This window comes from Micromonospora sp. NPDC005161 (assembly GCF_053599855.1).
The window spans coordinates 317695-331174 of the sequence record NZ_JBSFYQ010000001.1 but is presented as its reverse complement, the minus strand read 5'-3'; the positions used below and the strand labels follow the sequence as shown (position 1 = coordinate 331174).

General features: G+C 72.3%; 14 protein-coding genes. 10 read left to right on the top strand and 4 right to left on the bottom strand.

Annotated elements, in window-relative coordinates:
• Positions 1–66: 66 nt before the first annotated feature.
• The 4 genes from pth (at position 67) to ACWD5O_RS01525 (ending at position 3902) form a co-directional block, all read left to right on the top strand.
• Positions 67–657, top strand: coding sequence for an aminoacyl-tRNA hydrolase (gene pth / locus ACWD5O_RS01540; protein ID WP_450084297.1), 591 nt, complete (start codon positions 67–69; stop codon positions 655–657).
• A gap of 134 nt (positions 658–791) precedes the next feature.
• Complete coding sequence (locus tag ACWD5O_RS01535; protein ID WP_450084296.1) at positions 792–1622, top strand: inositol monophosphatase family protein; 831 nt, start codon at positions 792–794, stop codon at positions 1620–1622.
• A 73-nt stretch (positions 1623–1695) separates the two neighbouring features.
• Positions 1696–2607, top strand: a complete 912-nt coding sequence (cysD, locus tag ACWD5O_RS01530; protein WP_450084295.1) for a sulfate adenylyltransferase subunit CysD — start codon at positions 1696–1698, stop codon at positions 2605–2607.
• A complete protein-coding gene (locus ACWD5O_RS01525; RefSeq protein WP_354964620.1) occupies positions 2607–3902 on the top strand; it encodes a sulfate adenylyltransferase subunit 1 in 1296 nt (431 codons plus the stop codon). The genes cysD and ACWD5O_RS01525 overlap by 1 nt, the downstream gene beginning before the upstream one ends.
• Positions 3903–4041: 139 nt before the next feature.
• Here ACWD5O_RS01525 and galK read toward each other — a convergent pair whose 3' ends face one another.
• A complete protein-coding gene (galK, locus tag ACWD5O_RS01520; RefSeq protein WP_450084294.1) occupies positions 4042–5211 on the bottom strand; it encodes a galactokinase in 1170 nt (389 codons plus the stop codon).
• Complete coding sequence (galE, locus tag ACWD5O_RS01515; protein WP_450084361.1) at positions 5208–6137, bottom strand: UDP-glucose 4-epimerase GalE; 930 nt, start codon at positions 6135–6137, stop codon at positions 5208–5210. The genes galK and galE overlap by 4 nt, the downstream gene beginning before the upstream one ends.
• A gap of 246 nt (positions 6138–6383) precedes the next feature.
• On the opposite strand from galE, the gene ACWD5O_RS01510 reads away from it, so the two are divergent.
• From ACWD5O_RS01510 to ACWD5O_RS01485, 6 genes are all read left to right on the top strand, one after another.
• Positions 6384–7529: a hemolysin family protein gene (locus tag ACWD5O_RS01510; protein ID WP_450084293.1), complete on the top strand. Its 1146-nt coding sequence runs from the start codon at positions 6384–6386 to the stop codon at positions 7527–7529.
• A 33-nt stretch (positions 7530–7562) separates the two neighbouring features.
• Positions 7563–8588, top strand: a complete 1026-nt coding sequence (gene trpS, locus ACWD5O_RS01505) for a tryptophan--tRNA ligase (RefSeq protein WP_074316652.1) — start codon at positions 7563–7565, stop codon at positions 8586–8588.
• A gap of 13 nt (positions 8589–8601) precedes the next feature.
• Positions 8602–9183: a 2'-5' RNA ligase family protein gene (locus tag ACWD5O_RS01500; protein WP_450084292.1), complete on the top strand. Its 582-nt coding sequence runs from the start codon at positions 8602–8604 to the stop codon at positions 9181–9183.
• 80 nt (positions 9184–9263) lie between these two features.
• Positions 9264–10187, top strand: coding sequence for a YhjD/YihY/BrkB family envelope integrity protein (locus ACWD5O_RS01495; protein WP_449938213.1), 924 nt, complete (start codon positions 9264–9266; stop codon positions 10185–10187).
• A 17-nt stretch (positions 10188–10204) separates the two neighbouring features.
• On the top strand, positions 10205–10573 hold the full coding sequence (locus tag ACWD5O_RS01490) for a GntR family transcriptional regulator (protein ID WP_387323219.1): 369 nt from the start codon (positions 10205–10207) through the stop codon (positions 10571–10573).
• Positions 10574–10654: 81 nt separating this feature from the next.
• Entirely contained in the window at positions 10655–11092 is a 438-nt protein-coding gene (locus ACWD5O_RS01485; RefSeq protein WP_089017805.1) for a hypothetical protein, read from the top strand.
• Between the two features lie 25 nt (positions 11093–11117).
• Here the strand turns inward: ACWD5O_RS01485 and ACWD5O_RS01480 are convergent, their stop codons facing one another.
• Both ACWD5O_RS01480 and ACWD5O_RS01475 read right to left on the bottom strand, forming a co-directional pair.
• Positions 11118–11489: a VOC family protein gene (locus ACWD5O_RS01480; protein WP_450084291.1), complete on the bottom strand. Its 372-nt coding sequence runs from the start codon at positions 11487–11489 to the stop codon at positions 11118–11120.
• Positions 11490–11670: 181 nt separating this feature from the next.
• Complete coding sequence (locus tag ACWD5O_RS01475; RefSeq protein WP_450084290.1) at positions 11671–13311, bottom strand: glycoside hydrolase family 13 protein; 1641 nt, start codon at positions 13309–13311, stop codon at positions 11671–11673.
• Between the last annotated feature and the right edge of the window lie 169 nt (positions 13312–13480).

The following is a 13480-nucleotide window of genomic DNA, read 5'->3' as shown; positions in this document are numbered from 1 at the left end:
CGAGCGTTCGGGGGCGCCTGTTGTCGTATCGGGAGTCGGTGGGACGGACGTCGGGAGGGGCGGGTCGTGACGGACGAGGCGGGGCCGTGGCTGGTGGTCGGCCTGGGAAACCCGGGCCGGGAGTACGCCGGGAACCGGCACAACGTCGGGTTCATGGTGGCGGACCTGCTGGCCGGGAGGATCGGCGCGCGGTTCGGCCGGCACAAGCGGGCGGTCGCCGAGGTGGCCGAGGGGCGACTGGGCTTCGGCGGGCCGAAGCTGGTGCTGGTCAAGCCACTGACGTACATGAATCTGTCCGGCGGGCCGGTGGCGGCGCTGGCGCAGTTCTACAAGGTGCCGCCGACGCAGGTGATCGCGACGCACGACGAGCTAGACATCGGGTACGGCCAGGTGCGGGTCAAGTGCGGTGGCGGCGAGGGTGGGCACAACGGCCTGCGCTCGATGTCGAAGTCGCTGGGCACCAAGGAGTACATCCGGGTGCGATTCGGCGTCGGCCGGCCGCCGGGGCGGCAGGACCCGGCGGATTACGTGCTGTCGGATTTCGGCGCGGCAGAGCGCAAGGAGTTGGATTTCCTGGTGGACCGGGCTGCCGACGTGGTGGAGTCGGTGATCGTCAAGGGTGTGGAGCCGACACAGAACCTCTACCACGGCGGTTGAGACCGTCGGGGAAGTCCCGCACCGGGTTGGCGGGCCGGTAGTCTGCGCCTTTCGGCGTGCCGCGATCGGCGACGCGGGTCGCGGCGTGGCGATCCGGGTGGGCAGGGGTCGCGGCGAGGCGACGGGAGCGGGCAATGAGCAGTCCTCCGATGATCGACGGCGCGTTCGCCCGGTGGTTGGCCGCCCGGGCCGGGCAGGCGCTGCTCGACCTGCGGGCGGAGCTGGGCTTCGCGGACGCCGGCGCGCTGAAGTCGGCCGGGGACAAGGTGTCGCACGACCTGATCCGTACGGAGCTGGCGAAGTGGCGGCCGGGCGACGCGGTGCTCTCCGAGGAGGACGAAGGGTCGCGGCTGGCCTGGGCGGCCGAGGTGAACGCCGAGGCGGTGTCCCGGTTGGCCGCCGACCGGGTGTGGATCATCGATCCGCTGGACGGCACCCGGGAGTTCGCCGAGGAGGGCCGCTCGGACTGGGCGGTGCACGTGGCGCTCTGGGCCCGCAGCGCGCCGAGTCCGCACGGGCTCGTCGCCGGCGCGGTGGGACTGCCGGCGCAGCACCGGGTGCTGGGCACGGACTATCCGCCGGCGTACCCACCGATGACGGTGGAGGCCGCGACGGCCGGCACGCGGGTGATCCGGTTGGCGGCGAGCCGGAGCCGGCCGCCGGTGTTCCTCACCGACCTTGCCGAGGACGTGGGGGCGAAACTGGTGCCGATGGGGTCGGCCGGGGCGAAGATCGCCGCGGTGATCAACGGTGAGGTGGACGCCTACATTCACGCCGGCGGGCAGTACGAGTGGGACTCGGCGGCGCCGGTGGCTGTGGCGACGGCCACCGGACTGCACGCTTCCCGGATCGACGGTTCTGCGCTGAGATACAACGAGGCGGATCCGCGCCTGCCGGACCTGCTGGTCTGCCGCAGGGATCTCGCCCCCCGGTTGCTTGCAGCGCTGCAGAGGCATTCCGGGTAGCCTGGGGCACTTCTTGACATGCCCGACCGGAAAGGTCTGGAAATCGGATGAGCGAGCGAATCGAGCCGGTGTCATGACCACCCCCGCGGCCTACCGGGTCTCCCATCTGGACGCGCTGGAGGCGGAGAGCATCTTCGTGATGCGCGAGGTGGTCGCCGAGATGGAGCGCCCGGTGCTGCTCTTCTCCGGCGGCAAGGACTCGATCGTCATGCTGCGGCTCGCGCAGAAGGCGTTCGCCCCGGCCAACATCCCCTTCCCGGTCATGCACGTGGACACCGGGCACAACTTCCCCGAGGTTCTCGAATACCGCGACCAGCGGGTCGCCGAGTTGGGGTTGCAGCTCGTCGTGGCGAGCGTGCCGGAGGCGCTGGCCAGCGGGCTGGTCCGGGAGTCCGGCGACGGCATGCGCAACCGGATCCAGACGCCGGTGCTGCTGGACGCGGTGGAGAAGCACCGCTTCGACGCGCTGTTCGGTGGTGCCCGCCGGGACGAGGAGAAGGCCCGGGCCAAGGAGCGAATGTTCAGCTTCCGCGACGAGTTCGGCCAGTGGGACCCGAAGAACCAGCGGCCGGAGCTGTGGTCGCTGTACAACGGCCGGCACCATCCGGGCGAATCGATCCGGGTCTTTCCGCTGTCCAACTGGACCGAGCTGGACGTGTGGCACTACGTCGCCCGGGAGCGGATCCCGCTGCCGTCGATCTACTACGCGCACGAGCGTGAGGTGATCGAGCGGGACGGGATGTTCTACGCGGTCAACGAGTTCTTCCGTCCCCGGGCGGGTGAGGAGCGCTTCAAGGCGCAGGTGCGCTATCGCACCGTGGGCGACGCCTCCTGCACCGCGGCGGTCCGCTCGGACGCGGACACCGTGGAGAAGGTCATCGAGGAGGTGGCGGCCACCCGGATCACCGAGCGCGGCGCGACCCGCGGTGACGACCGGGTCAGCGAGGCCGCCATGGAGGACCGCAAGCGGGAGGGCTACTTCTGATGACCACCGAGATCGTGGCCCCGGCTCCCGAAGCCCGGCCGATGGACCTGCTGCGGTTCGCCACCGCCGGCAGCGTGGACGACGGCAAGTCGACCCTGATCGGCCGGCTGCTCTACGACACCAAGTCGCTCTTCACCGACCAGTTGGCCGCGGTGGAGGCGGTCAGCGCGGCGCGTGGGGACGAGTACACCAACCTGGCTCTGCTCACCGACGGCCTGCGGGCCGAGCGCGAGCAGGGCATCACCATCGACGTGGCGTACCGGTACTTCGCCACGCCGCGACGCAAGTTCATCATCGCGGACACCCCCGGGCACATCCAGTACACCCGCAACATGGTCACCGGGGCGTCCACCGCCGACCTGGCGCTGATCCTGGTGGACGCGCGCAAGGGCCTGGTCGAGCAGTCCCGCCGGCACGCGTTCCTCTGCTCCCTGCTGCGGGTGCCGCACCTGGTCCTCTGCGTCAACAAGATGGACCTCGTGGACTGGTCGCAGGAGGTCTACGAGCGGATCGCCGACGAGTTCACCGCGTTCGCCGCGAAGCTCGACGTGCCGGACCTGACCGTGGTGCCCGTCTCCGCGCTGCGCGGCGACAACATCGTCACCCGGTCGGAGAACATGCCGTGGTATGAGGGCCCGTCGTTGCTGCACCACCTGGAGCGGGTGCACATCGCCAGCGACCGCAACCTGGTCGACGTGCGGTTCCCGGTGCAGTACGTGATCCGGCCGCAGTCCACCACGGTCACCGACTACCGCGGCTACGCCGGCCAGGTCGCCTCCGGCGTGCTGAAGCCGGGCGACGAGGTGATGGTGCTGCCGTCCGGCTTCACCAGCCGGATCGCTGCGGTGGAGACCGCCGACGGGCCGGTCGCGGAGGCCTTCCCGCCGATGTCGGTGACGGTACGGCTGGCTGACGAGATCGACATCTCCCGGGGTGACCTGATCTGCCGGCCGAACAACGCGCCGGCGGTGGCACAGGACATCGAGGCGATGGTCTGCTGGATGGACGAGACCCGCCCGTTGCAGGTCGGCGGCCGGTACGCGATCAAGCACACCACCCGGTCGGCGCGGGCGATCGTGCGCGGGCTGCACTACCGGCTGGACATCAACTCGCTGCACCGCGACGAGACGGCCGACGCGCTGCGGCTCAACGAGATCGGCCGCGTGCGACTGCGCACCACGGTGCCGCTGCTGGCCGACGAGTACCGGCGTAACCGGACCACCGGCGGTTTCGTCATCATCGACGAGGCCACCAACCGCACCGTCGGCGCCGGCATGATCGTCGAAGCCAGCTGATCCTGGGCTTCGCCAGGCTCAGGTTCGCGCGGGATCACGCTCGATCCACGAAGTAGTGGCCTCGCCCGATGGGCGAGGCCACTACTTCCACGAACGAGCACGATCTCGCCGCCGGGGGTCGCGGCCCGGTCGGGTGGGGTCAGTCGAGGCGGGTGGCGCCGGGGGCGGGGAGGACCGTGATGGTGCCCGGCGCGGTGAAGCCGCGCTCGGCGTAGGCGGCGGTCACGGTTGCGGCGACCGCGTCGGCCCGGTCTGTGTCGACCAGGGCGAGGACGCACCCCCCGAAGCCGCCGCCGGTCATCCGGGCGCCCAGCGCGCCAGCGGCAAGCGCCGCCTCGACCGCGGTGTCGATCTCGGGCACCGTGATCTCGAAGTCGTCGCGCATCGAGACGTGCGAGGCGGTGAGCAGCGGGCCGATGTCCCGGACCCGGCCGGCGCGCAGCAGCGCCACCGTGTCCAGCACCCGCTGGTCCTCGGTGACCACGTGCCGGACCCGCCGCCGGGTCTCCTCGTCATCGAGCCGGGCAAGCGCGGCGTCGAGCTGGTCGACGGCCACGTCGCGCAGCGCGGAGACGCCGAGCGCCTTGGCCGCCGTCTCACAGGACCGACGGCGGGCGGCGTACTCGCCGTCGGCGTGTCGGTGCGGCGCCCGGCTGTCGATCACCAACACGGCCAGCCCGGCGGCGTCCAGGTCGAACGGAATGTGCTCGACGGACTCGTCACGGCAGTCGAGGAAGAGGGCGTGCCCGGCACGGCAGCGGATCACGGCGGACTGGTCCATGATCCCGGTCGGCGCGCCGACGTAGAGGTTCTCCGCCCGCTGCGCCAGCCGGGGCTGCCGCTCGGCGGGCAGCTCCAGCCCTCCGAGGTCGAGCAGCGCGGCGAGCACGGCCGACTCCAGCGCGGCCGAGGAAGAGAGCCCGGAGCCCAGCGGCACGTCGGAGGCGATCGCCAGCAGGGCGCCGGGCACCGGGTGGCCGGCCTCGCGCAGCGCCCAGACCACGCCGGCCACGTACGCGCCCCAGCCGGTGACCCGGCCCGGCTCGGCGACGTCGTCCGCGCCGAAGGTGATCGTCTCGTCGGAGAGCTCGGACCAGACCGTCCACCGCTCGCCGTCCTGCCGGTCGGCGGCGACGACCGTCCGCAGTGGCAGTGCGAAGGGCAGCACGAACCCGTCGTTGTAGTCGGTGTGCTCGCCGATCAGATTGACCCGCCCGGGAGCCGCCCAGCGGCCGGCGGCCCGGCCGCCGTACTGCGCGGTGAAGCCGGCGGCGGCCCGCTCGGCGACGTCACCGGTCGGGTGGGTCATGACCGCTCCAGGATGTGCGTGCGGTAGAAGGCCCAGGCGTCTCCGACCATGTCGTGCAGGGTCGGCTTCTGCGGCGTCCAGCCCAGCTCGTCACGGGCCAGCGCGGAGGAGGCGACCAGCTCGGCCGGGTCGCCCTCGCGGCGGGGCGCCACCTCGACCGGCAGCGCGTGCCCGGTGACCTCGCGGACGACGTCGACCACCTGCCGGTTGGTGAAGCCGTTGCCGTTGCCCAGGTTGTAGATCCGGTGCTGGCCGGCGGTCGCCGCGTCCAGCGCCAGCAGGTGGGCCCGGGCCAGGTCGGCGACGTGGATGTAGTCGCGGACGCAGGTGCCGTCGACGGTGGGGTAGTCGTCGCCGAAGAGTTGGAGCTTCTCCCGCCGGCCGGCGGCGACCTCCAGCGCGATGGGGATCAGGTGCGTCTCCGGGTCGTGCCGCTCGCCGAGCGCGACGTCACCGGCGAGGTGCGCGCCGGCCACGTTGAAGTAGCGCAGCGACACGGCGGCCAGCCCGTGGGCGATCGTCTCGGAGGTGAGCGCCATGTCGACGGCGAGCTTGGTGGCGCCGTACGTGTTGGTGGGCGCCTTGACCGCGCTCTCCGGGATGGGCAGCTCGGTGGGGTTGCCGTAGACGGCGGCGGTGGAGGAGAAGACCATCCGGGGCACCCCGGCGGCCCGGACCGCGTCGATCAGGGCGAGCGTGCCGACCGTGTTGGTCTGCCAGTACAGCTCCGGCTTGACCATCGACTCGCCGGCGGCGATCAGAGCGGCGAAGTGCAGCACCCCGTCGAAGCCGGCGTCGGGAGTGACGATCCGGGCGGCGTCGTGGATGGACGCCTCGACGTGGGTCGCATCCGGAGCGAGCGCCTCGCGGTGGCCGGTGCGCAGGTCGTCCAGGACCACCACCCGGTGACCCGCGTCGAGCAGCATCCGGGTCACTACGCTGCCGATGAAGCCGGCGCCCCCGGTGACGAGCAGTTTCACGTCGTTGCCTCCCTGCCTGGCCCGCCCGGGACGTGGCCTCGGTGAATCACCCTACGGCGGCGGGTGGCCCCCGGCCGATCCCGCCACCATCGCCATTCCATCATAATCTCTCACGATTAAACAGACCCGAACATTCGATCCGCTCCGTGCGAACCCCGGTGCGGCGGGCCGTCGGTGTCTACCATCTCTGTCATGCGGGAAGCGGCCCGTACCGGGCTCCGGCGAGGCGCGCGGGGGAGGCCCCGCCGCGACCCTGGCCCGCTCGCCCGGGCCGTCGCCCGGGTCGTGGTCCGCGCCGCCGACGGCGCCACCCGTCTCGTCACCGACCTGCTGGGGGCCGGCCCAGCAGCCGGCCGGGAGCGCATCTCCGAAGCCGAACTGCGGGACCTGGTCGCGGCGAACACGCTGCTCGACCCGGATGAGCGGCGGATCATCGACGAGGTTCTGGTGGCCGGAGCCAGCCTGGTCCGTGAGGTGATGATGCCCCGCACCGAGGTGGTCTTCCTGCCCGCCCGGCTGACCATCGCCGAGGCCGCCCAACTGGTACGCGCCGAGACGCACACCCGCTACCCGGTCACCGACGGCACCCACGACGACGTGGTCGGCTTCGTGCACCTCCGAGACGTGCTGCTGCGCCCGGACGCCGACGCGTGCGCCACCGTCGGCGAGCTCACCCGGGAGGTGAAGCGCCTGCCCGGCAGCAAGCGGGTGCTGCCCGCGCTGACCGAGATGCGCCGGGAGGGTCAGCACCTCGCGGTGGTCGTCGACGAGTACGGCGGCACCGCCGGGATCGTCACCCTGGAGGACCTGATCGAGGAGCTGATCGGCGAGATCCGCGACGAGTACGACGTCGCGCCGGACCCGGTGCACGCCGGCCTGCCCGCCGTGGTGGATGGTCGGCTCAACCTGGCCGACTTCGCCGAGCGGACGGGCGTCGCGCTGCCCGCCGGGCCGTACGAGACGGTCGGCGGGTTCGTGATGGCCGCGCTGGGCCGACTACCGGTCACCGGCGACGAGGTGCCCGTACCCGTTGAGCCGGCCGAAGCCGGCGGACCCGACCCGGCCGACCCCCTGGGCGGTTGGCTGCTGCGGGTGCTGGCCCTCGACGGACGCCGGGTGGCCCGGGTCGCCGTCTCCGCCGTGCGGGTGCCGGAGCAACGCCGTGAGTTTGGCGCCGGGTTGGCGCGGGACGCCGGGGCGGAGCAGGCGTGGGAGGCGCTGCCGGGGCAGCAGATCGAGGCCGGTGTCGCGCCCGTCCGCCGGGTCGGCGCGAGGGAAGCGCGCGAGGTGAACGCCCCGACACCGGCGGGCCGCGGCCGACCCGCCGGCCCGTCATGACGGACCCCGCTGCTTGCTGACAGAATTATCGGCATGTCCGACGTTCCCGCCCGCCCCCGCGTCTTCTCCGGCATCCAGCCGACGGCCGACTCGTTCCACCTCGGCAACTACCTCGGCGCGGTGCGGCACTGGGTGGCCCTGCAGGAGACCCACGACGCCTTCTACTGCGTGGTGGACCTGCACGCCATCACGGCGGGGCACGACCCGGCGCTGCTGCGCCAGCGGACCAGGGTGGCCGCCGCCCAGCTCTTCGCGGTCGGTCTGGACCCGGAACGCAGCACCCTGTTCGTGCAGTCGCAGGTGCCCGAGCACCCGCAGCTGGCCTGGGTGCTCGGCTGCATCACCGGCTTCGGCGAGGCCAGCCGGATGACCCAGTTCAAGGACAAGTCGCAGAAGCAGGGCAACGAGCGGGCCAGCGTCGGCCTGTTCACCTACCCGATCCTGCAGGCCGCCGACATCTTGCTCTACCAGGCCAACGCGGTGCCGGTCGGCGAGGACCAGCGCCAGCACCTGGAGCTCTCCCGGGACCTGGCCCAGCGGTTCAACTCGCTGTTCGGCCCGACGTTCACCGTGCCCGCGCCGCACATCGTCAAGGACACCGCGAAGATCACCGACCTGCAGGACCCGACCGCGAAGATGTCCAAGTCGTCGTCCTCGCCGGCCGGCATCATCGACCTGCTGGAGGACCCGGCCCGGTCGGCGAAGAAGATCCGCTCGGCGGTCACCGACACCGGCCGGGAGATCGTCTTTGACGCCGAGACCAAGCCGGGCGTGTCCAATCTGCTGACCATCCACTCGGCGCTCAGCGGGCGCGACATCGACGAGCTGGTGGCCGCGTACGCCGGTCGCGGCTACGGCGACCTGAAGAAGGACCTGGCCGAGGTGGTGGCGGAGTTCGTCCGCCCGATCCAGCAGCGCACCAGCACGTACCTCGACGACCCGGCGCAACTGGACAAGCTGCTCGCCGCCGGCGCGGAGAAGGCCCGGGCGGTGGCAGGGGCCACCCTGCGGTCGGCGTACGAGCGGGTCGGGTTCTTCCCGCCGGTGCGCGGCGAATAGCGCCGCGGGACAGGTGGGCGGGTCGGTGGCCGAAGGGGCGACGCGGAGCGTGGATCGCAGTGGTGGGGTGCCGCCGACCGGCGACACCATCCAGATCGGCATCGCGGTGGACATCCCGGAGCCGTGGGGGGCCCAGCTCACCCGGCGGCGGGTCGAGGCCGGTGACCCGCTGGCCGTACCCGCGCACGTGACGCTGCTCGGGCCCACCGAGATCCCGACGACCAACCTGCCGACCATCGAGCGGCACCTCGCCAGCGTCGCCGCCGCGCACCTGCCGTTCACGCTGCACCTGCGGGGCACCGGCACGTTCCGCCCGGTGACCCAGGTGGTGTTCGTGGCGGTGGCCGCCGGGATCAGCGAGTGCGAGCTGCTCGCCTCCGCCATCGCCGCGACGCCGGGCCTGCACCGCCAGACCCGGTTCCCTTACCATCCGCACGTCACCGTGGCGCAGGACGTGGCGCCGGAGGCGCTGGACAAGGCGTACGAGGACCTGGCCGACTTCTCCGCGATGTTCGAGGTCGAGGCGTTCACCCTGTTCTCGCACAGTGGGCAGGCCCGATGGCGGCCGCGCCGGGACTTCCGCCTCGGCGGCTGAACCAGCCGGCGACGCGCCGCCGGGCGAGCGCGGGAAGCCGGTTGCCACCACGGCGGCGGGAGATCGGCGAGGATGACCGCGTGAACGTGATCGGCCGGATCGAGGCGGGCATCGACCGCTGGGTGAACGCCGCGCGCTGCCGGTCGGGGCTCTTCGACCACGTGTGGCGAGCCGGCGCCCTGTACGCCGAGGTGCTGGCCGGGCGGCTGGCGGCGGCGATCGCCTACTACGGCTTCTTCGCGGTGTTCGCCCTCGCACTGGTCGCGTACTCCATCTTCGGCGCGATCCTGGAGGACAACGACGAGGTCAGCGCGGCGGCGGCCGATTTCCTAAAGGACAACCTGCCGTTCCTGGACGCGCAGCAGATCGCCAACTCCAGCGGAACGGTCGGTGTGGTCGGCCTCGTCATCCTGGTCTTCACCGGGATCGGCTGGGTGGAGGCGATCCGCTCCTCGCAGCGGTTGATGTACCGGCTCAACCAGCAGCCCGGCAACCTGGTGATCCGGCGGCTGGTCGACCTGGGCGTGATGATCGGCGTCTTCGTGCTGCTCGGCGTCTCGGTGGCGGCGGTGGACGCGTTGGAGTCGCTGCTGCGCTTCCTGCTGCGCAGCACCGGCTCGGTCGGCCTGACCACGATCAGCGCCGTGCTCAGCGTGCTGATCAACGCCGTGCTCGCCACCGCGCTGCTGCTCGCGGTGCCCCGGCTGCGGATGAGCCGGTCCCGGCTGCGCCCGGTGGTGCTGCTGGTCGCGGTCGGCATCACGCTGCTGAACACCGTCGGGCGGTACTACGTGGTGCGCACCGAGCGGAACCCGGCGTACACGGTGGTGGCCGGTGCCGTCGGCCTGCTGCTCTACCTCTATCTGCTCAACCAGCTGGTGCTGTTCGGGGCGGCGCTCCTCGCGACCAGCATGCGCGGGCGGGTGGTTGACCTGGCGGAGGGCGCCCCGCCGGCGAATCTCGACGAGGACACCGATCCGGGTACGCCGGGCGGCGCGGGTTGATGACGGAAGGTGTGCAGGTGCTGATCTCGGTCGATCCGGACTCGTCGGTGGCGCCGTACGAGCAGGTGCGCGGACAACTCGCCGAGCTGATCGGCGACGGCCGGTTGCCGGTGGGCACCAGACTGCCGACCGTCCGACAGCTCGCCGCGGACCTGCGGCTGGCGGCGAACACGGTGGCCAGGGCTTACCGGGAGCTGGAGGCGGCCGGGCTGCTGGAGACCCGGGGGCGTAACGGCACCTTCGTGGCCCCGGGCCGGGACGACGCCGTCGACCGGCTGCACCGGGCGGCGGCCGGTTACGCGGCCGAGGCGGTCCGGCTCGGCGTGCCGCCGGCCACCGCGCTCGCCCTGGTCCGCGCGGCCCTGGACGCCACCCGCCCCGGCTGATCGGAGCCTGATCGGGCGCCGGACGGGCGAAAACTGAGGCGAACGGCGTCACGGCTCGCGTTGGCCGACCATGATGAGCCGGTGGGCGCACTCATGACACTGGACCTGCCGGCCGACTCGCCGATGCTCGGCCTGCCCTGGATCATCACCTTCGGCCCGCTCGGTGACCTCGATGAGTGGGAGCCGGTGGTCTGCGGGCCGTACGAGCGGCCGCACGCGTTGGCGCTGGCCGAGGCGGTGGTGGCTGAGGAGCAGCTGATGGCGGTTGTGGAGCCACTGCTGCCGGCGCTGTCCGCCGACGAGATCCGCAGCGAGATCGCCGCCGCGCAGGTCGCCGCCGAGGATGAGGCCCGGCAGGTCGAGGGGGCCGACCTGTACGGCGACTTCGAGGATGTGATCGACGAGGAGTTGGACGCCGCCGCCGACGAGGCGGGCCATGGCGAACCCGCCGAGCCGCCGGACGAGGCCGAGGTGCGCGCGGGCTTCACCCGGATCGCGGCGCTGCTCACCGCGAAGTGAGCGACACCCACCGGTGACGGCCCGGTCAGCGGGTCGGTGCGCTGTCCAGCACGCAGAACTCGTTGCCCTCGGGATCGGCGAGCACCGTGAACTGCTCGCTGCCGCTCTGCCCGACGTCCAGGTGCCGCGCGCCGAGCCCGATCAGCCGCCGTACCTCGGTCTGCGGGTCACCGTCGGCGACCAGGTCGAGGTGGAGCCGGTTCTTGCCCCGCTTGGTCGTGCCGGAGCCCTGCAACCAGACGCTGGGCATCGCGGCGGAGGGCTGCCCCGGCGGCCAGAGTTTGGCGCTGCCGTCGCCGCCCTCCTCGACCTCGTGGCCGAGGGCCGCCGACCAGAACGTCATCATGAGGTCCAGGTCCTCGACGTCGAGTGTGCACTGCGCTATCCGTACCACCATGCTCCGTGTGGTACCCCCGGCGGCGACGACGCACACCCCGCGCAGACGGACACCGGCGCCGCGCGGAGCGGACTCCGCGTGGCGCCGGCGCCACCTCACCCCCCACCACAAGGGGCCGGTAGCCCAGTCGCCCGTCGGCGCGGGGCACGACGGACGACCAGGTCGATGACGGGTTACCCGCTCAGCGTCGTTCCAACCAGGCGGCCGCGTCGACCGGCAGCAGGTGGCCGGAGCCCTGCCCGGTGAGCGCCTCGCTGGCGACGAGCGGTTCGCCGTACCCGTCGATGGGGACCGGTGCGCCGCTGAGGTTGACCACGCAGGTCAGCACGGTCGCGCCGGCGGCGCGGGAGAACGCCAGCACGCCCGGCCCGCTCTCCAGCCAGGTCACCCCGCCGGCGTCGACGGCCAGCGCCGGGTGTTCGTGCCGGATCCGCAGCGCCGCCCGGTAGAGCTCCAGCGTCGAGCCGGGCACGCCGGTCTGCGCGGTGACCGAGAGGGCCGCCCAGGTCGCCGGCGCGGGCAGCCAGCTCAGCTCGCTGCCGGCCGGCCCGAAGCCGTATGGGGCCAGCTCACCGCTCCACGGGATGGGCACCCGGCAGCCGTCCCGGCTCTCGCCGGTCCGCAGGAACGCCGGGTCCTGGCGCAGTTCGTCGGGGAGGTCGAGCACCTCGGGCAGGCCCAGCTCCTCGCCCTGGTAGAGGTATGCGCAGCCGGGCAGGGCGAGCATCAGCAGGCTGGCCGCGCGGGCACGGCGCAGCCCTTCGACGCCGTCGCCGTAGCGGGTGACGTGTCGCTGCTTGTCGTGGTTGGACAGCACCCAGGTGGTGGGCGCGCCGACCACGGTCGACTCGGCCAGCGCGGTGTCGATCACCTTGCGGAACGAGTCCGCCGACCAGGTCGCGTCGAGGAAGTCGAAGCTGAACGCCTGGTGCAGCTCGTCCGGGCCGATGTAGCGGGCCAGCCGCTGCGGGGTCTCGGCCCACGCCTCGGCGACGGCCATCCGGCCTCCGGGGTAGCTGTCCAGGATGGGCCGCCAGGCGCGGTAGATCTCGTGCACCTCGTCCTGGTCGAAGTAGGGCAGCCGGCCCTTGCCGAGCAGCTCGACCTGGCGCTGGCCGGTGGTCAGCGTGCTGAAGCCGACGTCCGGCAGACCCTCGGCCTTGATCATGCCGTGTGCCACGTCGATCCGGAAGCCGTCCACGCCCCGGTCCAGCCAGAAGCGCAGCACGTCCTCGAACTCGGCGCGGACCTCGGGGTGGCGCCAGTTCAGGTCCGGCTGGGCCGGGTCGAACAGGTGCAGGTACCACTCGCCGTCCGGGACCCGGGTCCAGGCGGGGCCACCGAAGATGCTCTCCCAGTCGTTCGGCGGCAGCTCGCCGTGCGCGCCCCGGCCCTCGGCGAAGAGGTAGCGGGCCCGCTCCGGCGAGCCGGGGCCGGCGGCGAGGGCGGCGGTGAACCAGCGGTGTGCGCTGGAGGTGTGGTTGGGCACCAGGTCGACGATGATCCGCAGGCCGAGGGCGTGCGCGTCGGTGATCATCGCGTCGAAGTCGGTGAGGGTGCCGAACATCGGGTCGACGTCCCGGTAGTCGGCGACGTCGTACCCGCCGTCGACCATCGGGGAGGTGTAGAAGGGGGTCAGCCAGAGCGCGTCCACCCCGAGGTCGCGCAGGTACGGCAGGCGCTGCCGGATGCCCTGGAGGTCACCGGTGCCGTCGCCGTCGCTGTCGGCGAAGCTGCGGACGTAGACCTGGTAGACGACCGCGGAACGCCACCAGTCGTCGTCGGCGGCGGTGCGGGGCGGGGTGGCGGTGCTGGCGGTCATCGGTTGGCGTTCCCCGTCTGTCTCTGGCCGGGTGCGGTGGCACCCGGCGGGGTGTGGCCGATGGCCCGCCGGGTGTCTGAGCAATATGCCGGCCGAGCGCTGCAAGAGTCAAGCAGTTCTTGCGCAAGGCAACAACCGCAGTTGCTGCGGCAGTTGGCAGCCGGGACCG